Annotated in this window: 19 protein-coding genes and 2 tRNA genes; 7 read left to right on the top strand and 14 right to left on the bottom strand. The window is 67.2% G+C overall.

The genetic code is table 11. The annotated features are described in order from the left end of the window. Window positions 1-175: 175 nt before the first annotated feature. The 4 genes from AC1DVT_RS07515 to AC1DVT_RS07500 all read right to left on the bottom strand — a co-directional run bounded on the left by AC1DVT_RS07515 (window position 176) and on the right by AC1DVT_RS07500 (window position 5,016). Window positions 176-895: a copper homeostasis protein CutC gene (locus tag AC1DVT_RS07515; protein WP_477387838.1), complete on the bottom strand. Its 720-nt coding sequence runs from the start codon at window positions 893-895 to the stop codon at window positions 176-178. Between the two features lie 2 nt (window positions 896-897). Further along, window positions 898-2,823 (bottom strand): N-acetylglucosamine-specific PTS transporter subunit IIBC, encoded by a 1,926-nt coding sequence (gene nagE, locus AC1DVT_RS07510; protein ID WP_457099061.1) that lies wholly within the window; start codon window positions 2,821-2,823, stop codon window positions 898-900. A gap of 46 nt (window positions 2,824-2,869) precedes the next feature. Beyond that, window positions 2,870-3,649, bottom strand: coding sequence for a glucosamine-6-phosphate deaminase (locus AC1DVT_RS07505; protein ID WP_457099060.1), 780 nt, complete (start codon window positions 3,647-3,649; stop codon window positions 2,870-2,872). A gap of 119 nt (window positions 3,650-3,768) precedes the next feature. Then, complete coding sequence (locus AC1DVT_RS07500) at window positions 3,769-5,016, bottom strand: alpha/beta fold hydrolase (RefSeq protein ID WP_477387834.1); 1,248 nt, start codon at window positions 5,014-5,016, stop codon at window positions 3,769-3,771. Between the two features lie 77 nt (window positions 5,017-5,093). On the opposite strand from AC1DVT_RS07500, the gene AC1DVT_RS07495 reads away from it, so the two are divergent. The 4 genes from AC1DVT_RS07495 (at window position 5,094) to AC1DVT_RS07480 (ending at window position 9,217) form a co-directional block, all read left to right on the top strand. Further along, window positions 5,094-5,999, top strand: a complete 906-nt coding sequence (locus AC1DVT_RS07495; protein ID WP_477387832.1) for a 2-dehydropantoate 2-reductase — start codon at window positions 5,094-5,096, stop codon at window positions 5,997-5,999. Then, a complete protein-coding gene (locus AC1DVT_RS07490; RefSeq protein ID WP_477387830.1) occupies window positions 5,996-7,288 on the top strand; it encodes an alpha-amylase family glycosyl hydrolase in 1,293 nt (430 codons plus the stop codon). Before AC1DVT_RS07495 ends, AC1DVT_RS07490 begins: the two co-directional genes overlap by 4 nt. 121 nt (window positions 7,289-7,409) lie before the next feature. Beyond that, the gene (locus tag AC1DVT_RS07485; protein WP_477387828.1) at window positions 7,410-8,030 is read left to right on the top strand and encodes a TetR/AcrR family transcriptional regulator; all 621 of its coding nucleotides are present in this window, start codon (window positions 7,410-7,412) and stop codon (window positions 8,028-8,030) included. Between the two features lie 143 nt (window positions 8,031-8,173). Next, window positions 8,174-9,217: a glycosyltransferase gene (locus AC1DVT_RS07480; protein ID WP_477387826.1), complete on the top strand. Its 1,044-nt coding sequence runs from the start codon at window positions 8,174-8,176 to the stop codon at window positions 9,215-9,217. Between the two features lie 158 nt (window positions 9,218-9,375). On the opposite strand, the gene AC1DVT_RS07475 is transcribed toward AC1DVT_RS07480, so the two are convergent. From AC1DVT_RS07475 to AC1DVT_RS07460, 4 genes are all read right to left on the bottom strand, one after another. Beyond that, window positions 9,376-10,146 (bottom strand): sugar phosphate isomerase/epimerase family protein, encoded by a 771-nt coding sequence (locus AC1DVT_RS07475; protein ID WP_477387836.1) that lies wholly within the window; start codon window positions 10,144-10,146, stop codon window positions 9,376-9,378. A 102-nt stretch (window positions 10,147-10,248) separates the two neighbouring features. Next, a complete protein-coding gene (locus AC1DVT_RS07470) occupies window positions 10,249-11,244 on the bottom strand; it encodes a transketolase family protein (protein ID WP_477387824.1) in 996 nt (331 codons plus the stop codon). After that, window positions 11,241-12,140, bottom strand: a complete 900-nt coding sequence (locus AC1DVT_RS07465) for a transketolase (protein WP_477387822.1) — start codon at window positions 12,138-12,140, stop codon at window positions 11,241-11,243. Before AC1DVT_RS07465 ends, AC1DVT_RS07470 begins: the two co-directional genes overlap by 4 nt. A 47-nt stretch (window positions 12,141-12,187) precedes the next feature. Continuing rightward, window positions 12,188-12,958, bottom strand: coding sequence for an SDR family NAD(P)-dependent oxidoreductase (locus AC1DVT_RS07460; RefSeq protein ID WP_477387820.1), 771 nt, complete (start codon window positions 12,956-12,958; stop codon window positions 12,188-12,190). 171 nt (window positions 12,959-13,129) lie between these two features. Here AC1DVT_RS07460 and AC1DVT_RS07455 point away from each other — a divergent pair, with 171 nt between their 5' ends. Together AC1DVT_RS07455 and AC1DVT_RS07450 are read left to right on the top strand one after the other, a co-directional pair. Continuing rightward, the gene (locus tag AC1DVT_RS07455) at window positions 13,130-14,470 is read left to right on the top strand and encodes an MFS transporter (protein WP_477387818.1); all 1,341 of its coding nucleotides are present in this window, start codon (window positions 13,130-13,132) and stop codon (window positions 14,468-14,470) included. 79 nt (window positions 14,471-14,549) lie between these two features. Then, the gene (locus AC1DVT_RS07450; protein WP_477387816.1) at window positions 14,550-15,206 is read left to right on the top strand and encodes a GntR family transcriptional regulator; all 657 of its coding nucleotides are present in this window, start codon (window positions 14,550-14,552) and stop codon (window positions 15,204-15,206) included. Window positions 15,207-15,243: 37 nt separating this feature from the next. Here AC1DVT_RS07450 and AC1DVT_RS07445 read toward each other — a convergent pair whose 3' ends face one another. The 5 genes from AC1DVT_RS07445 to AC1DVT_RS07425 form a co-directional block, all read right to left on the bottom strand. After that, a complete protein-coding gene (locus tag AC1DVT_RS07445) occupies window positions 15,244-15,528 on the bottom strand; it encodes a type II toxin-antitoxin system Phd/YefM family antitoxin (RefSeq protein WP_477387814.1) in 285 nt (94 codons plus the stop codon). Between the two features lie 83 nt (window positions 15,529-15,611). Beyond that, window positions 15,612-15,685 (bottom strand) — tRNA-Met (locus tag AC1DVT_RS07440). A gap of 34 nt (window positions 15,686-15,719) precedes the next feature. Next, window positions 15,720-15,791 (bottom strand) — tRNA-Thr (locus AC1DVT_RS07435). A gap of 64 nt (window positions 15,792-15,855) precedes the next feature. Further along, the gene (locus AC1DVT_RS07430; RefSeq protein ID WP_477387812.1) at window positions 15,856-17,055 is read right to left on the bottom strand and encodes a M23 family metallopeptidase; all 1,200 of its coding nucleotides are present in this window, start codon (window positions 17,053-17,055) and stop codon (window positions 15,856-15,858) included. A 324-nt stretch (window positions 17,056-17,379) separates the two neighbouring features. Beyond that, window positions 17,380-18,174 (bottom strand): inositol monophosphatase family protein, encoded by a 795-nt coding sequence (locus AC1DVT_RS07425; RefSeq protein ID WP_477387810.1) that lies wholly within the window; start codon window positions 18,172-18,174, stop codon window positions 17,380-17,382. Between the two features lie 50 nt (window positions 18,175-18,224). On the opposite strand from AC1DVT_RS07425, the gene AC1DVT_RS07420 reads away from it, so the two are divergent. After that, on the top strand, window positions 18,225-19,808 hold the full coding sequence (locus AC1DVT_RS07420) for a phytoene desaturase family protein (protein ID WP_477387808.1): 1,584 nt from the start codon (window positions 18,225-18,227) through the stop codon (window positions 19,806-19,808). 12 nt (window positions 19,809-19,820) lie between these two features. Here the strand turns inward: AC1DVT_RS07420 and AC1DVT_RS07415 are convergent. Next, the coding region (locus AC1DVT_RS07415; RefSeq protein ID WP_477387806.1) for a hypothetical protein at window positions 19,821-20,519 on the bottom strand (699 nt) is incomplete at its 5' end.

Genomic DNA, 20,519 nt, shown 5'->3' with positions numbered 1-20,519 from the left:
GGCCACCGGTGGCGGCGACGTGATGCCGTGGGGCATCGCGGCCGCGGTGATGCTGCTCGCCGGCGCGACCTTGGTCGCTTCGCGGCGCCTCGCGCAGCACTAGTCCGACAGTTGAGCGGCCCCGCCTCGATCCCCGGATGGAGGCGGGGCTGCGGTCGTTCTGGCGGCGAAGCGCTCAGCGGCTGGCCTCCCGCACCGCCTCCGCTACGAGCTCCGCGCTCGTGACGTCATGCCCGCTCGCACCGCCGCCGGGGCCCGAGGGAGCGTCGGCGCCTGAGCGCTGACGCGCAGAGAGGTGCACTGCGTCGACACCCGCCGCGAAGAGGGCGGGAATGTCTGCCGCTGTCACACCTCCGCCTGCCATCACTTCGATACGGTCGGCGGATGCCGCGGCGAACTCCGACAGCAGCGCGATGCCGTCGATGCTGCGCGCAGCGCCCCCCGACGTGAGGACGCGATCCGCTCCCTCCGCGATCAGAGAATCGAACACCGCGCGCGGATCGGCGCTCGCGTCGATCGCACGATGGAACACGACCGTCGCAGTGCCCGCAGCATCCCTCCAGCGGCGCATCGCGTCGAGATCGAGCAGACCGTCTCGGGTGAGCGCACCGACCACGACGCCTCCGGCTCCCCGCTCCACGCACGCCCGAATATCGGCCTCGACGACGGCAACCTMATCCGCGGAATACACGAAACCACCCGCGCGCGGACGCACGAGGACGTTCACGAGAAGCGGGTCGACCGCGGCGAGCACCGACTCCAGGATGCCCAGCGATGGAGTGAGACCGCCGGTCTCCAGCGCCTGGCACAGCTCGAGCCTGGCGGCCCCGGCGTCGAGCGCAGCACGCGCACCTGCGGCATCCTGAACCGCGATCTCGACGGCGGGGCCGACCATGGTCACCCCGAGAATTCGATCTGCGCGTCCGCGTTGTTGAGCACGATCACCGGCGTGATCGCCGGGTGCCCAGCTGCTGCGATCTTCTGAAGGTCGAACTCCAGCAGCGGGGTGCCCGCTGTCACCCGGGCGTCCTTCGCGACAAGCGTCCGGAATCCGTCGCCCTTCATCTGGACGGTGTCGATCCCGACGTGGATGAGCAGCTCAGTCCCGTCGTCGAGTACCAGCGCGATGGCGTGGCTCGTTTCGAACGTGGCGCCCACGGTGCCGTCGGCGGGCGCGATGACGGTGTTCCCGGTGGGTTCGATCGCGAGGCCCGGGCCCATCATCTCCTCTGCGAACGTCGGGTCGGGAACGGCGCTCAGCGGCACGACCGCGCCCTGGACCGGCTGACGGAGCTTGAGCGTGGTCCGAGTCATCGTTGCCGTGGCCGTTTCCGTGGCCTGTGCGCGCTCTGGTTCGATGGTGTCCACAACGACCTCGCCAGACATCACGCGCTCCATCGCATCCTTGACGAACTGCACGTTCGTGCCGTAGACCACCTGCACCGAGTGCCCGCCCGTTTTCATCGTGCCCGCGGCGCCTGCGCGCTTGAGTGCGACGTCGTCGACCTGCGACACATCCGCGATCTCCATGCGCAGCCGTGTTGCGCAATTCTCGAGGTCGGTGATGTTCGCCTTGCCGCCGAGCGCATCGATGAAGCGCACGGCGGTCATGTTGTAGGCATCGTCCTTCGAGTGGGTGTCGAACTCCGTGCCCTCGCCGAGGATGTCGTCGTCCTCGCGACCAGGGGTCTTGAGGTTGAACCGCTTGATGAAGAAGTAGAACACCCCGAAGTAGACGAAGAACCAGAAGACGCCCATGATCGGGATGATCCAGGGGTTCTGCGCCATCGGATTCTGCCAGTTGAGGACGAGGTCGACGAAGCCGGCCGAGAATCCGAAGCCCATCCGCACCGGAAGTATCTGGCTGATCGCCATCGAGATGCCCGTGAAAAGCGCATGCACGACGTACAGCACCGGTGCGAGGAACATGAACGCGAATTCGAGCGGTTCGGTCACACCGACGAAGAACGACGAGATCGCGCCGGCGAAGAGGATGCCGTACGCCAGCTTCTTCCGCGTGGTCTTCGCGGTGAGATACATGGCAAGTGCGGCACCGGGGAGACCGAACATCATGATCGGGAAGAACCCCGTCATGTACTGGCCTGTGACGCCGTAGGTGCCTTCGCCTGACAGGAAGTTGTTGAGGTCGTTGATGCCTGCGACGTCGAACCAGAACACCGAGTTGAGCGCATGGTGCAGACCCACGGGGATCAGCAGTCGGTTCAGGAAGCCGTAGATACCTGTGCCGAAGGGGCCGAGCGTGACGATGAACTCACCGAAAGCGACCAGTCCGCCGTACACCCACGGCCATACGAAGTAGAGCCCGATGGCGACGACGAGCGAGATGCCGGCGGTGACGATCGCCACAGACCGCTTGCCGGAGAAGAAGGACAGCGCATCCGGCAGCTTCGTGTCCTTGAAGCGGTTGTAGCAGAAGGCGCCGATCAGACCGCAGATGATGCCGATGAAGACGTTCTGCACCTTCAGGAAGGCCGGGTCGACCTCGTTGACGTCAGCGACTCCGGTGTACAGCGCGACCGTCTCGGGCTTGAGCAGCGTCGTGATCACAAGCCAGGACACGAGGCCCGCCAAGGCTGACGTGCCATCGGACTTTTTCGCCATGCCGATCGCGATACCGACGGCGAACAGCAGCGCCATGTTGTCGAGCAGCGCTCCGCCGGCGGCGCCGAGGAACGCCGAGAAGATGTTGGGACTCGCGCCGCCGTCGCTGATCCACCAGCTGATGCCGGACAGGATCGCTGCGACCGGAAGCACGGCGACCGGAAGCATGATCGACCGGCCGAGATTTTGAAGGAACTTCATGCTCTTCTCCTCGTTGAAAAGTGGGGCGTGATGGAAAAGTGGGGCGTCAAAGCCCCTGCCACTCCGGCTTGTTGTCGTACGCGTATCGGTAGTAGTCCAGATGCTCGAGCTTCGACGCCGCAGCCTCGTCGATGACCACGGTCACGTGCGGATGCAGCTGGATCGCCGAACCGGGAAGCGATGAGGTGACTGGACCCTCGACAGCGCCGGCGACGGCATCCGCCTTCCCCTCCCCGAATGCGAGCAGCACCAGGTGACGGGCGCGCAGGATCGTTCCGAGTCCCTGCGTGACGCAGTGCATCGGGACCTGGTCGATCGAATCGAAGAAGCGCGCGTTGTCGCTGCGGGTCTGGGCGGTCAGCGTCTTCACGCGGGTCTGCGACGCGAAGGAGGAGCCCGGCTCGTTGAATCCGATGTGTCCGCCGGTGCCGATGCCGAGAATCTGCAGCTCGACCCCGCCCGCGGCGAGGATCGCGGCTTCGTAGTCATCGCCCGCGTGCTCGATGCCCTCGGGGGCGCCGTTCGGGGTGTGGATGAGCTCTGGGGTGAGGCCGAGCGGCTCCACCACCTCGCGCATGATGACGTTGCGGTAGGACTCTGGATGCCGCGGGTCGAGCCCGACGTACTCGTCCAGCGCGAATCCCCGCACACGGGAGACATCCACTCCTTGCAGGCGCGAAGGGAGCGCCTCGTACACGGGGGTGGGAGTCGAACCCGTCGCGAGTCCGAGCACGACGTCGGGCTGACGGCGGATCAGAGCCGCGATTTCGTCGGCGATCAGCGCGCCGGCGGTCGCCTTCGAGTCAACGACAACGATTTCAGCCACCGAACACCTCGACTCTGCGGCGTCCGTCACACCGCGATCGGGGCCCACGATAGCGCTTCATCGCTCGCGCGCACCAGTAGCCTGATCGCCGAAAGCACGTAAATGCCGATTACGGCATGTCAGCGCAGGCGACGGCCCCGTGCGAGGTCGACCAGTCGCGACAGCACGTCGCCCGCTCGAAGGCCGTTGTGCTCGTGCTCGCTGGTGATCCACGGTCTGACTCCGGGCAGGAGGGCCGAGGTCTCGATGGCGAACTCGAACGGCACGTAGACGTCGTTGACGTAGATGGCGGTCGCGCCGCGCGCTCCGGATGCCGCGATCGCCGCGGCATCGTAGAGCCGTGGCCACTCGTGGTCGGCCAGCGCCAGCGTGACACTCCGCCAGGGCTGCAGGCCCGGCACAGTGTCGAGCCACTCTCGACGCGCGTGCYCTCCGGTCAGCAGGGTCGGGTCGGAGCGGAAGTCCGCGGGCTCGACCCGATCCGCCGACCACCGCGTCGCGTGGCCGTCGGCATAGCTCGACTCGTGGAACACGTAGTACAGCGGGTTGCGGACACTGAACGGAAGCGCTTTGCCGAGGTCATGGCGGAACGCGTTCGTCGCGGGGTCGGCGTCGAGCAGCGACCAGAGGGTCTGCCAGCCGTCGTTGGACCCGAGGAGCATCCCCAGCGAGCGCAGCCGCGTTACAGAGACGACCTCGCGGTCCTCGAGCACGATGCGTCCGGCATCCGCCCGATCGACGAGGCGCCGCATCGCATCTCGATGGCCGGGAAAGCGGCGGTAGTACCGCTCCGACTCCACGCGCATCTTGTCGTACGTGAGCGAGTAGACGTCGTCCGGATGCCGCCCGATCGCACTGAGCCCGCCGGTGATGTAGACATCCGAGAGGGACGCGGCATCCGTCGACAGATAGGCGAGCGTCGTGAAGCCGCCGAAGGATTGTCCGAGCACACTCCAGGTGTCGACGCCGAGATGCGCGCGCACGGCCTCGCAGTCGCGCACGATCGAGTCCGCGCGAAGGTGCGTGATGTATTCGGCGAGCTCGTCGGCACCGCGCTCGAGGTCGGAGTCGCCGATCGGGGTTGATCGGCCGGTTCCGCGCTGGTCGAGCATCACCACGCGATACTCCTCGAGCGCCGCGTCGAGCCACGCCGGCTGCGTCGGCGAATGGAACGGCTGCGGCGCCTCGCTACCCGGTCCGCCCTGGAGGAAGACGAGGTATGGGAGCGCCTCGCCACCGGAGCGCGTCGCGACGGCCGCGTGGATGTCGATCGTGCGCCTGTCGGCGGGGTTCGACCAGACGAGGGGAACCGTGAGGGTGTGGTGGTCGATCGTGAGGTCCAGGAGCGAGCGGCGCGTCGAAGGCATGTGACGACCCTATTCGCCGGCCACGCGGTGGGCTGCGGCTCGGGAGCCCGCCGTTAGGCTGACCGTGGGAGGGGCAGATGCCGACCATCGCCGTCATCGGACCGGGTGCCGTGGGCGGCGCCATAGCCGCCTGGCTCGCCCAGAATCCCGAGAACGATGTCACGGTCGCGGCCCGCACCCCGTTTCGCCGGCTCGTCGTCGATGTGGACGGCCAGGTCCTGCGCGCCGCGCCGCGGTTGATCACCGAACCTGCCGAGTCCGCCCCCGTGGACTGGGTTCTCGTAGCGACGAAGGCATACGCCGTGCGCGGCACGGCGATGTGGTTCCCGGGATTCACCGAGGCCCACACCCGCATCGCGATCCTGCAGAACGGCGTCGAGCACGTCGAGCGATTCGACCCGTACGCGCCCACCGAGCGCCTGCTGCCTGTGATGGTCGACCTGCCCGCCGAGCGAGGAGCACCCGGCCGAGTGAGGCAGACGGGTCCTGCTCACCTCGCCATCGCTCGGTCGCCCGACGGTGCCGACTTCGCCGAGCTCTTCGCCGGCACCGGCATCGAGGTGACGCAGGAGGATGACATGACATCGGTGCTCTGGCGCAAGCTCTGCCTGAACGCGGCCGGTGCGATCTCGGCTGTGACCCTCTCGCCACCGCGCATCGCGCGGCATCCGGCCATCGCACGGTTCATGCACGAAGTCGTGGAGGAGTGCATCACCGTCGGCAGAGCGGAGGGCGCGAATCTTGAGGACGAGATCGCCGATCGGGTCGTCGCTGGCGCGCAGTCCTCCCCGCGTGACGCGGTCAACTCACTGCACGCCGACCGGCTCGCGGGAAGACCGATGGAGATCGACGCGCGCAACGGTGCGATCGTCCGGATCGGACGGCGGCACGGCATCCCCACCCCTCAGAACGGCCTGCTCGTTTCGCTCCTCGAGGCAGTGACCGTGGTTGGGCCGCCGCCCCTCGGTACGGTCGAGGGATGAGCGATGCCCCTGTCTCCGGCTTCGATGAGCCCGGTTGGGTCGAACACGCGATCTGGTGGCGTGTGTATCCGCTGGGGTTCGTGGGCGCCTTCCCCGAAGCGTCCTCCGGACCAGCGACGGCGGACGAGCACCGGCTGCTGCGCCTGATCCCGTGGCTTGACCACGTCATCGAACTCGGCGCATCCGGGCTCGCGCTCGGCCCCATCTTCGCGTCAGCGACACACGGATACGACTCGCTCGATCACTTCCGGATCGATCCGCGCCTCGGCGACGACGGCGACTTCACGACTCTCGTCACCGAGGCCCGCGCGCGCGGCCTTCGAATTCAGCTGGACGGGGTCTTCAACCACGTCGGCCGCGGGCACCCCCTCGTCGCGACGGATTCCGAAGCTGTGAAGCGAACGAAGGACGGTCGACTGGTCCCGTTCGAGGGTCACGACGCCCTCGTCGAGCTTGATCACTCCCGGCCGGCGACCAGGCGCCTCGTCATCGACGTGATGCGGCACTGGTTGGACGGCGGCGCTGACGCGTGGCGGTTGGATGCCGCATATCGGGTGCCTCCGGACTTCTGGGCGGCCGTGCTGCCCGAGGTGCGCCGCACCCATCCGGAGGCGTGGTTCGAGGCGGAGGTGATCCACGGCGACTATGCCGCGTTCGTTCGCGACGGGACGGTGGACAGCGTCACGCAGTATGAGCTGTGGAAGGCGATCTGGTCGAGTATCGACGAGCGCAATCTCTGGGAGCTCGCCTGGGCCCTCGGGCGGCACAACGAGATGCTCGACGTCTTCGCGCCGACCACGTTCATCGGCAATCACGACGTCACCCGAATCGCGTCGGCCATCCGCGACCCGCGCCACCACCCGCACGCGGTCGTCCTCCTCGCGACCTTGGGGGGCACGCCGACGGTCTACGCCGGAGACGAGTGGGGGTTTCGCGGCGTCAAAGAGGAACGCCCCGGCGGCGACGACGTGATCAGACCGGAGTTCCCGGTCGACGGACCGAGCGCCCTCCCGGTCCCCGACCGCTCGTTGGCGCCGCTCTACAAAGAGCTGCTCGGGCTGCGTCGAAGGCACCCGTGGCTGCACCGCGCGACGACCTCGAAGCCGCGGACGCTCAGCAACGAGCACCTCGAAGTCGACGTGGCCTTCCAGCGGAACCGGCTGACCATCGCCCTGAACCTCGGCGACGCGGGCTTCCCCCTCCCGGCTGGCACGTTGCTGGCATCGGACCCTTCGACGGCGCAGAGCGCCGGACTGCTCACTCCGCACGGGTGGGCCATCCTCGACTGACCCGATCTGAGTGGCTCTCCCGCCACTTTCGCGTTTACACCTATTGACGTCAAATGAGATTTGGCGTTATCGTGCACTTACGCGAAATGATTCGCACTCGTCTACATGAGGAAGCCCTGCGATGACCGGGCCACAAGTCCCTACCCCCCGCTCCTATCGGATGCGTGCCCGTGCCGACGCCGCGGAGCAGACGCGGCTGCGCATCATCGGCGCGGCGATCGAACTCGCGTTCGAGAAGCCGGTCGCGGCGATCACTCTCCCCGTGATCGCAGAGCGAGCGAGGGTCTCGGTGCAGACGGTCCTGCGGCAGTTCGGCAGCCGCGAGGCACTGATCGACGAGGCCGCCGAGTCCGGCCGCGCGGCGGTGCGTGCCGAACGGCCCGCCGATCCCGATGACATCGAAGGGTCACTCGACGCCCTGATCGAGCACTACGAKGCGCGCGGTGACGGAGCGCTCCTGCTGCTGGGCCAGGAGGGCTGGGACCGGATCGCTGCGGACCTCACACGTGAGGGCAAACTGCTGCACCGGGACTGGGCGACCCGCACGTTCGCGCGGACCCTCGACCCGCTTCCGGATTCACGTCGAGTGGAGACACTCGATCTTCTCGTGGTGGCCACAGATGTGTACGCCTGGAAGCTGCTGCGACGCGACCGCGCCCTCACCCGCGGCGACACGGCATCGCGGATGCGGATGCTCGTCGAAGCGATCCTTTCCACCGCGTCCGCAGAGATCCAGGAGTAGATCATGTCCACGGACTTCATCGAGACGCGGATGCGGGCGCTCGTGGCACGGGTGTTCGCATCATCAGACCAAGGGGGCGCGTCGTGACATCTGTACTTTTCGTTACGTGGGATGGCGGTGGCAACGTGCCGCCGATTGTTCTGATGGCTCGCGAAGTCGCGAGGCGCGGCGGCTCCCCACGCGTGATCGGCCATCCTTCGCAACGGGCCGCGGTCGAGGCAGCCGGTCTGGACTTCGAGGCGTACCGGCGGGCGAAGCCATGGTCCGTGGTCGCGCCGAAGGCCGGGCTGCGCGCCGATCTCGGGTATGCCGCCGTATTCGGCGACCGCGGCATGGGAGAGGATGTCGTCGACTTGGTGCGGCGCGACCCGGCTGATCGGATCGTCGTGGACGGCCTGCTGGTCGGGGTCATGTGGTCGCTCGCGCGCGCCCACATCCCGTACACCATCCTGATCCACACCCTTCGATCGGTGATGTTCGGAGCGCTGGTCAGCGGCCCGCTCGGGATGATCATGCGGCTCAGGGGCTTCCGGCCCCGTGACCTCTATGCACGCGCCGAGGGCGAGCTGGTCGCTACCGAACCGACGCTCGACCCAGGATCCGACCAGCTGCCGCCGTCCATCCATTACACCGGTCCCATCATTCCGGCAGTCGCCGCGCCCTCCCATGCGTCGACCCCTCCGACGGTCCTCGTAAGTCTCAGCACCACATTCGTCAACGGGCAGGTCGAGCTCCTCCAGACCATCATTGATGCCCTCGCTCCGCTCGAAGTCCATACGGTGGTCACCACATGGCCCGCCATCGACCCACTGGCCCTTCGACCGGCCGAGAACACCGTCGTCCACGCGTTCCTTCCGCACGCCGACGCGATGGCGGGTGCCTCGCTGGTCATCGGGCATGGCGGACACGCAACGACGATGCTGGCCCTCGCGCACGGACTCCCCCTGCTGGTCATCCCCACCAACCAGTCCTTCGACCAGCCCGCCATCGCAAAGATGATCGCCTCACACGGCTTCGGCCTCACCCTCCCGAAACGCGCGTCGGTGAAGCAGATTCGCACCGCGACCACAGAGTTGCTGAGCAATCCCGGCTACGCCGCCGCGGCCAGGCAACTGGGCGACCAGATTCGCTTGCGACCTGCCGCAGAAAGGGCCGTCGACACACTCACCGCCGCCCACAAGAGCTGACCAGTTGATCTCCAGGCGACCAGCACAAACACGGAGTGTCAGATAGCGCCGGCTGACCGACGACAAAAGAACCCCAGTCACCCGCGGCGAGCGGCGGACTCGACGAGCTTGGAGAAGTTCGCGCCGACTCGGCACCCAGCCAGGTAGAGAACATGTGCCTACCACCGGGCATTGAGGTAGTCGACAGCGGCCGTGATCTCCTCTTCTTTGCTCGAGTACGGGGAGTCACGTGTCTCTAGTTCGAGGACGATGTCCCCGATGTAGCCTGTGTTCGCGAGGGCAGTGAACAAGCGTTTGAAGTCGACTCGGCCCTGCCCGACCACGCGACGGATGTCGCCGCTGACGGCATCGCGGAGGTGGACGATCCCCGCGCGAGGCGCGAGCAGACGCCACGCGTCGACGACGGATTCGTCGGCAGCCTCGATGTGGGAGACGTCGAATGCCAATTCGATGTCGGGATCGAGTTGGTTCATCAATGCGATCGCACGGCCGACGGTGTCGACCGGCCGCCCGAAGTAGGGTGCTTCGACCGCGAGTCGAACACCTCGTTCCTGAGCACGGATTGCAACGTCGTTCAGTGCGTCGGCCATCCGTGCGATCTGAGGATCCTTAACCCGTCGCGGTGATTTCTCCCCCGCAGGGAGTACTAGGAGGGGGCTCTCCGTCTCGGCAGCGAACTCCAGGAGAAGATCCACCCGATGCATGACGTCCTTGATGTCGTCGAATCCGTCGAACGATCCGGGATCGGCGTTGACGCTCGCCGACCGGAATCCTGAGTCGGCGAAAACCTGCGCCGCGCAGCGCATTTCGTCGCGCGATCCCATCACTGGGACGTGCTCGCAGAGCCCACGGAGCCCAACGAGATCCACAGTGTCGAACCCGAGCTCACGAGCGACGCGGAGGGCTCGCTCAAAGTCGTACTGACGCAGACAGACGGTGGAGAGTGTGAACGGATGTGCGGAAGATCCTGCGTCGGGGTCGACCCGACCGTGTGGGTCATACCAGCCGGAGGATGGATCGACACGTCGAGCTCACCCCAGTTCGCGCAGCACGGTCGCGACGATCGAATTCACCGCTAGGCCGTATCGCTCGTGGAGGGTCGGGAGCGCACCCGCGTCCAGGAACTCGTCCGGAAGCCCGACGGGCACCACACGGCGAGTGACGCCGCGGCGCACCAGCGCCGAGGCGACCGTCTCGAAGAGTCCTCCGACCACCGTGTGGTTCTCGAGCGTCACCGCTAGCCGGGGTGTGTCGATCTCGCGGATCACGGTGTCTTCGTCGAATGGCTTCAGCGTCGGAGTGTGGACCACCGCGACGTCCACCTTGTGGGCAGCCAGGGCCTCGGCCGCTTGCAGCGCGCGCATCGTCATGAGCCCGCTGGAGATGAACACGACATCTGCACCTGGGCGGACGACCTTCGCTTTGCCGAGTTCGAACGTGTAGTCGTACTCGTCGAGGACTGTCGGCACGTTGCCGCGCAGCAGGCGCAGGTATGTTGGCCCCGGGGTTGCGGCGAGCTGGGGCACGGCCTGCTCGAGGTCGATCGAGTCGCACGGGTCGACGATGGTGAGGCCCGGGATGCCGCGGAAGATCGCGACGTCCTCAGTGGCCTGGTGACTGGGACCGTATCCGGTGGTCAGGCCAGGAAGTCCACCGACGATGTTGACATTCAGGCCGGGCTCGGCGATGTCCAGGCAGATGAAGTCATACGCCCTACGCGCGGCGAATACCGAATAGGTCGACGCGAACGGTACGAGTCCCACTTCGGCCATACCTGCGGCGGCCCCGAAGAGCAGCTGCTCGGCCATGCCCATCTGGAAGAAGCGCTCTGGGAACGCTTCCCGGAAGATATGCATGTCGGTGTACTTCGCGAGGTCGGCGGAGAGACCGACGACGCGGTCGTCCTTCCCAGCGAGCGCCGCCAGCGCGTGACCGAACGGCGCTGATGCCGTCTTCTGACCGGGATCGGCGAACGAGGCGATCATCGCCGAGGTCTTGAGCTTCGGCTTGGCTGCACTGGTGCTCATGATGCCRCTCCTTCGGCCGCGGTCGCGGCATCCGATTCGAATCCTGCGATCAGCTGGGCACGGCAGATCGCCCATTCCTGTTCCTCGATGCGCATGAAGTGGGATTTCTCACGCGTCTCGAGCAGCGGCACGCCGCGGCCGACCTTCGTGTCGCAGACGATGACATGAGGTGGGCCGACCGGATCGGGGTCGCCGATAGCGTCGAACGCGCGGAGCACGGCCCCCGGGTCGTTGCCATTCACGCGCTGGGTGTGCCAGCCGAAGGACTCCCACTTCTCCTCGACCGGTTCGATGTTCAGCACGCCCACGGTGGGACCGTCTGCCTGAAGCGCGTTCATGTCGACCAGAGCGATCAGGCGGCCGAGTTGATGGGATGCCGCGCCCATGGCGGCCTCCCATGTCGAGCCTTCGTTGAGCTCCCCGTCGGAGAGGAAGTTGATCACGCGCGAGTCGCTGTCGAGGTGGCGGAGCCCGAGCGCCATGCCCACTGCCACGGTGAGTCCGTGTCCGAGCGATCCGCCGGAGATCTCCATACCGGGGGTATAGCTCGCCATGCCCGACATCGGCAGACGGGAGTCGTCGGATCCGTAGGTGTCGAGTTCTTCGACGGGGATGATCCCGGCTTCGGCCAAGGCGGCGTAGAGGCCGATCGCGTAGTGACCGGTGGAGAGGAGGAAGCGGTCGCGCCCCTCCCAGTGCGGGTCTTCCGCGTGGTACCGCAATTGATCGGCGTACACGACGGCAAGCATGTCGGCGGCGCCGAGCGCCTGGCCGACGTAGCCCTGGCCCTGCACCTCGCCCATTGCGAGTGCGTTCAGGCGGATGCGCTGTGCGGCTTCGCGCACGCGGCTGAGCCTCGTTGTGAGGTCGAGCACGGTCGACGCTGTGGTCATCATGGTCGGAACTCCTTCGTTCGGTCGCAAATCTGAATCGGGTTCGGCCGTCAGCGCATGTGGCTGCCGCCGTTGATGTCTACCGTCGTGCCCTGCAGGTAGCTCGCGCCTTCGCTGGAGAGGAACACGATCACCGCTGCGATCTCGTCGGGCGTCGCAGTGCGTCCGAGCGGGATGGCGTCGACGATTGCGGCCTCGATCTCGTCAGTCGTCCCCACCCGGATGTTGGTGTCGACCGCGCCCGGCGTGACGGCGTTCACAGTTACTCCGCTGGAGCCGAGTTCACGCGCCAGTGACTTGGTGAAGCCGAGGATCGCCGCTTTGGCTGCCGAGTACGGGACCTTGCCGAAGACGCCGCCACCGCGCTGCGCTGAGACTGACGACATATTGATGATGCGGCCGAACCCCTGATCGATCATGTCGGGCAGGAACGCCCTGGTGACGAGATAGGTGCCTGTGGCATTGACCGCCAGGACCTTGTTCCAGAGGTCGAGGGTGGTCTCAAGGAATGACACCGGTGAGGTGATGCCAGCGATGTTCGCGAGAGCGCCCACGGGCGGCAATGCTCCGTCGGCCACCCGCGCGGCGATCGTCTGCTGTGCTGACGCCACAGAGGCTTCGTCTGCCACATTTACGGGGCCACCGTATGCCGCCACGCCATGCTCCGAAGCGATGTCGGCGGCGACGCGAGCGGCGAGTTCGCCGTCGAGGTCCAGGATCGCGACGGCCCAGCCGGCCTTCGCGTATGCCCGAGCGGTCGCCTGCCCGATGCCTCGTTCTGCTGCTGCGCCGGTGAGGACGGCGGTGCGAGTGAGTGTCATGAGTCTCCTGCCTTCTGCCGCTCCGTTGCGGCGGCATGTCGATAGTACGACGAATTTACCGACAGTTCAATAGTTGACTGTTTGATTGTTGACAATGACGGAATCTGCTCACATACTGGCTTCACCGCTCGCGCCGCGAGTCGGACACAATGACGTGAGAGAGGCAGAGAGATGAGCGAAGCAGCCATCACGATGCGGGGTGTGGTCAACGGCACCCCCGAACGAAAGCGCGTGGCAGTCGGTTCCGGCGTCGGCGCGGTCATCGAAACGTACGACTTCATCGGGTTCGGCACTGCCGCGGCTCTCTACTTCGGGACAGCGTTCTTCCCCGGCTCCGATCCGGTCACCGGCACACTGCTGTCGTTCGCGACGCTCGGCGTCGGCTTCGCCGCCCGACCGATCGGCGGGATCATCGGCGGACACCTCGGCGACCGCGTCGGCCGTAAGCCCGTCCTCGTGGGATCACTGATCGTGATGGGCCTCGCCACCTTCGCGATCGGCCTGCTGCCGACGTACGCGATGGTCGGCATCCTCGCGCCGATCCTCCTGGTCATCGTCCGCATCATCCAGGGCCTTGCGTTCGGCGCCGAGTGGGGCGGCGCGATCTTGATGACCTACGAGCACGCACCATGGCGCTTCAAGGGAGGCTTCACCGGCATCGTGCAGGCGGGCTTCCCTGTCGGTCTGCTGCTGGCGAACCTAGTCTTTCTCGTCAGCGTCCACTTGCCCGGCGACTGGGCGTGGCGCGTGCCATTCCTGGCCAGCATCCTCCTGGTCATCGTGGGCCTCATCATCCGCGCCAAGGTTCCCGAGTCCCCCGTGTTCGAGGACGTCAAGTCCGAGGGAAAGGTCCTCAAGGCGCCGATCATCGAGGTCATCAAGACCGACTGGGGCAACATCCTCCGGGGCATCGGCCTTCGCGTCGCTGAGACCGCCGGCTACGCGATCTCGATCACCTATCTGATCTCGTACCTGAACACGAACAAGATCACCGAGAGTTGGCAGACGCTGACCGCCCTGTGCATTGCGGCAGCAATCGGCATCTTCGCCACCTGGGGATGGGCGCGACTCACCGACAAGATCGGACGACGCCCGCTCTACCTCGCCGTCACCGCGATGGGTGTGTTCTGGGGATTCCTGATGTTCCTCGGCGTGAACACCGCCGTCTACCCCATGGTCATCGTGGTCATCGTGCTCTCCTACGCCGTGTTCCAGAATGCCCTCGCCGGAGCTCAAGGCGCATGGTTCCCCGAGCTGTTCAACGCCAACACCCGCACCTCTGGGGCGTCGCTTGCCTACCAGATCTCCGCCATGGTCTCGGGCTTCACGCCTTTCATCACGACTCTCCTGTTCGGAGCTTTCGGTTGGGTGGGACCAGCCGCGTTGTTCGCGCTCTATGCGCTGATCGGATTCATCTCCGCCTTGGTGACACCCGAAACGTGGACCAAGGCGMAACGCGAGTACGCCGCGCAGGCATCTTCTGAGGCACGCGAGCTCGAGCCCGCGCGATGACGACCGAGATGTGATGAGAGGGCGGCGTACTCCGCGGAATACGCCGCCCTCTCTAGACTCAACCTGAGGGGGGCGAGCGATGACCGACGGACCAGCGATCCTGGGTCTGCAGCGCAACACTCTGCGCATGCAGGCGATCGAGGCGCTCCGCCGAGCCATCACCACCGGTGAGCTTCCCCCGGGTTCCCATGTCTCCGAGATCGAGATGTCCGCACGCCTCGGCATTAGCCGAGGCACCCTCCGCGAAGCCATGCGCACCCTGGAACTCGAAGGCCTGCTGACAAACGGTTCCCGCGGGCGACTGCTCGTCCGGCTCATGGACGAGGAGGAACTCCGAGACCTTTTTCGGGTGCGGGCCGCGCTGGAGGCGCTCGCCGCCCGTACCGTCGCGCAGAGTCCAACACGCGAACAAGCTGTCACGGACCTCAGAGCCGCCGCGGATCGCATGTCGCTCGCCGAGAGCGAATCTCTGGAAGCCCGGATGCGGGCAGACCTCGACTTCCATCGCGAACTTTGCCGCCTCAGCGGGAACGCAACGCTCGTCAGGGCATGGTCCGCCCTCGAAGGCTCCATCCTGATGTCGATCACCCGCTCCGGAATCGAACGGGCCGTTCAGAACATGGACGTGCCGCGCCACCTCCAGATCGTCGATGCGATCGCGACAGGCGACGCCGAGCTCGCGGCCGCCTCGGTGGAATCGCACATGCGACTGGCCACCGAGACCCTCGTGTCCTGAACTGCGCTGCGTCCAGTCCGGACTGATCCCGGTGCGGTCACGCAGGCAGCCTGCCGGCCGCGATGAGCGCGGCTCGAACCTCATCGGCAGTTGACGTTTCGCCCGCATCCAGCTCCTGGATGCCTCGGCGGATCGCTTCGACCTCCGACGCGCTGCTCAGCACGTCGACCGTCTCCAGCAGCGAGTCGTAGTCATCGGCGCTCATCAGCACCGCGGCACGATCCCCATTGCGGGTGACCTCGAACCGTTCATGGGTCGTCACGGCGGACTCTACGAGCTTGGAGAGGTTCGCCCGGGCATCTGCCAACGAAAGCGTCGTCATGTACAGAATTCCAGCGCAGGAACGTTCAGCTTTTCGGGAGGCCGCAAACAAAAGAGCCCCGGATTTCCGGGGCTCTGAACTTGTAGCAGGAGCGGGGCTTGAACCCGCGACCTCACGATTATGAGTCGTGCGCTCTCACCAACTGAGCTACCCTGCCACACGGCATCCGGTCGCAAGAATTGGATGCTGCGAGCCCCGAGTCAGGATTGAACTGACGACCCCTTCCTTACCATGGAAGTGCTCTACCACTGAGCTATCGGGGCGTGCTGCCCGCGAGCGGGCAACTAGAAGAGAATACCAGAGCCTCGGCATCCCACTTAATCGGCGTCAGCCGAGCGACGACCTTCCCGCGTTCGCACGCAGCCATTCGATCGGGTCGATGGCTGTGTCGCCGCCGGCCAGGATCTCGAAGTGCGTGTGGGCGCCGAACGAGTGACCCGTGTCGCCCGTCTCGCCGAGGATCGTGCCCGCCTCGACGTGCTGACCCTCGGCCACCTTGATCGAGCCGTAGAGCATGTGCGCGTAGCGGCTCGAGATGAGCTGACCGTCGATGATGTGGTCGATGACGACCTCGACGCCGTAGCCGCCGCCACTGCTGGTCGCGGTGCGCACCGTGCCGGCAGCGATCGCCTGGATCTCGGCGCCCTGTCCAGGCACGAAGTCCGCACCTTCGTGCATGCGACCAGACCGCATGCCGAACCCGTAGGTGATCGGCACACCGACAGCGAACGGCCATTGGATTGCGGCGTTCGGGTCGTTGACGAAGAAGTTCGAGTAGTTGCTGATGCCGAGCTCGGATGCGATCTCGCCCAGCGACACTGTCGAGTAGTTCTCGTCGCGCTCGATTCCGGCGCTCTCGATCGTCGACGGCGTCACGTAGGCCTGAATGTCCTCGTTCGCCTCGACATCGCCCGCCGCGGTCACGGTGGCTGCGGGGTTGTCGGAATCGGCCACGGCGAGTGCGTCGGCGGGAGTCGTCATGCCGACTGCCAGCAGGCCCACGATTCCCATCACACCGACCGAGAACGACGCCGTCGCGAGCTGACGCCTGCGTCGACCCKGAACTCGCTCGGCGGGGGCAACGGCCCCCTCGGCATCGACCGCCGCCTTGGGTGCGGACGCGGCATCCTGATTCTGCACCGGCGTCTCGCCCGTGAAGGCAAATAGTCGCGCGGCCATCTCGAACTCGTCGACGACGGATGCCGGATCCTCCGTCGCAGGTTCTGTCTGCGGTGCGCGGGCCGCTGCGGGCGCAGCCTGCTCGGCCGCCTCCGGCTCCACCGCGGGCACAAGCGTTTCCGCTTCGAGCGCCGGCTCGGGCTCGACGGTGGGCTCGAGGAGCTCGAACGGCTCCACCGCGACGAGGACGGGCTCGAGGTCGGCACGCATGGCGGCCTGCTCGGCGACAGCGATCACGGCATCGACGACGGCCGCGGCATCCGGAATCGAGGATGCCGGCGCAGCGGTGCGGGAGTCGCTCGGAGTCGCCCACACGGTCGACTGGGGCCCGGTCTCGGACGCACGCATCGCGCGAGCATCGCGGCGGCTCAGCGGAGCCACGGGACCCGCGGTCGGCGCAGACGCGACGGGGGTTCGGCTGGATCTGCGCGTGCGCGCAGGCTCAGCCATCGTGGGTTCGAAGGGCAAAACGCAGGCTCTCGGGTCGAGTCGCTAATGGGGCAACGAAGTCGGTCGATGTGCTCTGATCACCCTCGCCGTTCGGGCGGCAAAGGTAACGAATAGGTAAACCCTACCCGGTCACCCCTGGGAATGCGGTGTGCGGAGGGCCGGTAGTGCTGATATATCTCCTCAGGTTGCGCCGCCTGCCGGTGCGCAGCGCCGCCCATCCGCTCAGTCGATGGCGGCTTCGAGGAGTCGTTCGAACATGCCGGGACCCGAGGCCACGATGAGGATGCGACCCCGTGCGTCGGCCGGCGCTCCACCAACCATGCCGCCGGCCTCCTCGACCAGGAGCGCACCCGCGGCGTGATCCCACGGCTGCAGTCCGCGCTCGAAATAGCCGTCGAGCCGGCCGGCTGCGACGAACGCGAGATCCAGCGCGGCCGACCCGATGCGTCGGATGTCGCGAGCCAGCGGCATCACCCGCGCGACGCGGGCGAGATCGGAGCTGTGCGTCGCCGGGTCGTAGCCGAAGCCGGTCGCGAGGAGCGCTCCCGCATCGCTCGGCTCGGCGTTCACCACGAGCCGGCTCTCCCCCAGCCAGGCGCCACCGCCGCGGGAAGCGCGGAAGAGCTCGCCGGACGCCGGGTTGAAGACGGCTGCGGCGAGCGCCTCCCATCGGCCCGGGACGGGCTCCCCGGCGACCGCCGCGATGCTCACCGCGTAGGACGGGATGCCGTAGGCGTAGTTGACGGTTCCGTCGATGGGGTCGACTACCCACGTGATGTCGGTCGAGGCTCGTTCCGCGCCGGACTCTTCGCCGAGGAATCCGTCCCCCGGCCGTTCGGCGGCGATCCGTGCCCGGATGAACTGCTCGACTTCACGATCGGCCTCGGTGACGATGTCCGCGATGGCCGATTTCGTCGCGGCGATCGAGACCCCTTCGCTCCGACGGCGCCGGGCGAGCTCACCCGCCTCCTGGGCGATTTCGACGGCGATTGCTTCCAAGTCATGTGCGAGGGGCATGGCTCCACGGTATCGGCGCAGGCCGGTGCGTGTCGGGTTAGCGTAGGCGGATGAGCACCGCGAGCGCTGCCACCCACGATGTCGTGATCGTCGGCGGCGGGCACAATGCCCTGGTCGCCGCGGCCTATCTCGCCCGGGCGGGGCGCACCGTCGTCGTGCTCGAGCGCCTCGACCACACCGGCGGCGCGGCCGTCTCGGAGCGGCCGTGGGCGGGCGTCGATGCCAAGCTGTCGCGCTACTCCTACCTCGTCAGCCTGCTTCCCCAGCGCATCATCGACGATCTCGGCCTCCGGATCGAACTGCGGCGGCGCCGCTACTCCTCCTACACGCCCGATCCGCTCGATCCCGCCCGAGGAATTCTGGTGGATTCCGCGGATGCCGCGGCCACAGCGAACTCCTTCGCCCGTACGACGGGCGACCCCGACGAGGCCGTGCGGTTCGCCGCGTTCTACGAGCGGCTGGCCCCCCTCGCGTCGCTGATCTTCCCGACGATGACCGCGCCGCTGCTGCGAGCCGAGACGATGCGGGCGCGACTGGGCGACGACGCACTCTGGGAAGACGTCATCGAGCGCCCGCTCGGCGACCTGCTCGGAAAATCACTGCGCAGCGACGTCGCCCAGGGCATCGCGCTGACCGACGGGCTCATCGGCACCTTCGCCCGCAGCGATGACCCGGGCCTCCGCCAGAATCGCTGCTTCCTGTACCACGTGATCGGCGGCGGAACCGGGCACTGGGACGTGCCGGTCGGCGGCATGGGCCGCGTCACCGCGGAGCTCGAACGAGCGGCACGGGATGCCGGAGCCGACCTCCGCACCAGTGCCGAGGTCACCGCCATCTCGCCCGACGGCGAGGTGAGGATCCACAACGCGACGCCGCTCCGCGGGCGCCTCGTGCTGAGCGGCGTCGGACCCGCCGTGCTCGCCGCCCTCATCCGCGCGGGTGGCGGGACCGCGGCCACGGACACCCCGGCCGAGGGCGCCCAGGTCAAGGTCAACATGCTGCTGCGCCGGCTCCCCCGACTCCACGACACCACGGTCAGCCCCGAGGCGGCCTTCGGCGGAACGTTCCACGTCAACGAGACGCTGTCGCAGCTCGACCGGGCCTTCGACGTCGCCGCGACCGGCGGCATCCCGAGTCCGCTCCCGGCGGAGATCTACTGCCACTCGCTCACCGACCCCTCGATTCTCGGGCCAGACCTTCGCACTGCTGGAGCGCAGACGCTGACGCTTTTCGGACTCCATACGCCCCACCKCCTGCTGGCAGGGCGGGATCCGGATGCCGCGCGCGCTGAGCTGCTCGCCKCGGCACAGGCGTCTCTCGACGAGGTGATCGCGGAGCCGATCGCGGACTGCGTCTACGAAGCGCCGGATGGGTCGCCCTGCATCGAGGCGCGGACCACCGCCGACCTGGAGACGTCGCTGGGGATGACCGGGGGCGACATCTTCCACGGCTCCCTGTCGTGGCCGTGGGCGGAGGATCGCGAGCCGCTCGAGGACCCCGCCGCACGCTGGGGCGTCGCCACCGAGCACGACCGGGTGCTCCTGTGCGGCTCGGGGGCCCGGCGCGGCGGCGCGGTCAGCGGGTTGGGCGGACACAACGCGGCGATGGCCGCGCTGGAGATCCTGGGGCGCTGAGGGCGCTCCCGCTCAGGGCCGCGGCGGCAGCGGCGGCCGAGGCGGGTAGCCCTCGTAGCCGGACGGCGCGGTGCCGGGGTTGCCAGGCGCGGCGGGCGCCTCGGTCACGGCCGGCGCCTCGGGCGCCGGGCTCTCGTCGACGGACGGTGCCCAGCCGTACGGTGCGCCGCCTGGAGGCGCCACGGGACCCCACGCAGTGGGGGCGATCGCCTGCGACACCGTCGATGGATACCCCGTGTAGTAGGYGGTCCAGTCGGGCGAGCCGTCGGGCATGACCGGGAGCGGCGTCACGCCGTCGGCGTACGTCGGCCATCCGACCGGGTAGGGCTGATACGGCGAGGTGTAGACCGGCTTGGGCTTCTTCGGCGCGAACAGCGCGTTGAGGAGCGGAATGAGCACGGTGCCCAGCGCGGCGAGGATTGCCAGGGCGACGACCCAGCGCCAGTAGGTGCTGGAGAAGATGAGGTACTCGCCGAAGGCGAGGGGCAACACGAGCATGACGGCCAGGACGATGACCAGCGCGACAGTGATGACCGCCACGGTCCGGGTGAACCCGGTGACGTACCGCTGGTGCGCCCGCAGGTAGAGACGCACGTGCAGCAGGGCGAGTTCGAGGATGAGCACGATCAGCACGAACGCGACGAAACGCGGATGCCGCCAGCCGTAGTCGATGCCAGGCATCCAGATGAGCAGGGCGCCGAGGATGAGGAT

This window comes from Microbacterium sp. P2_F9, from assembly GCF_056403635.1.
This window is presented reverse-complemented; position numbering and strand designations above follow the sequence as displayed.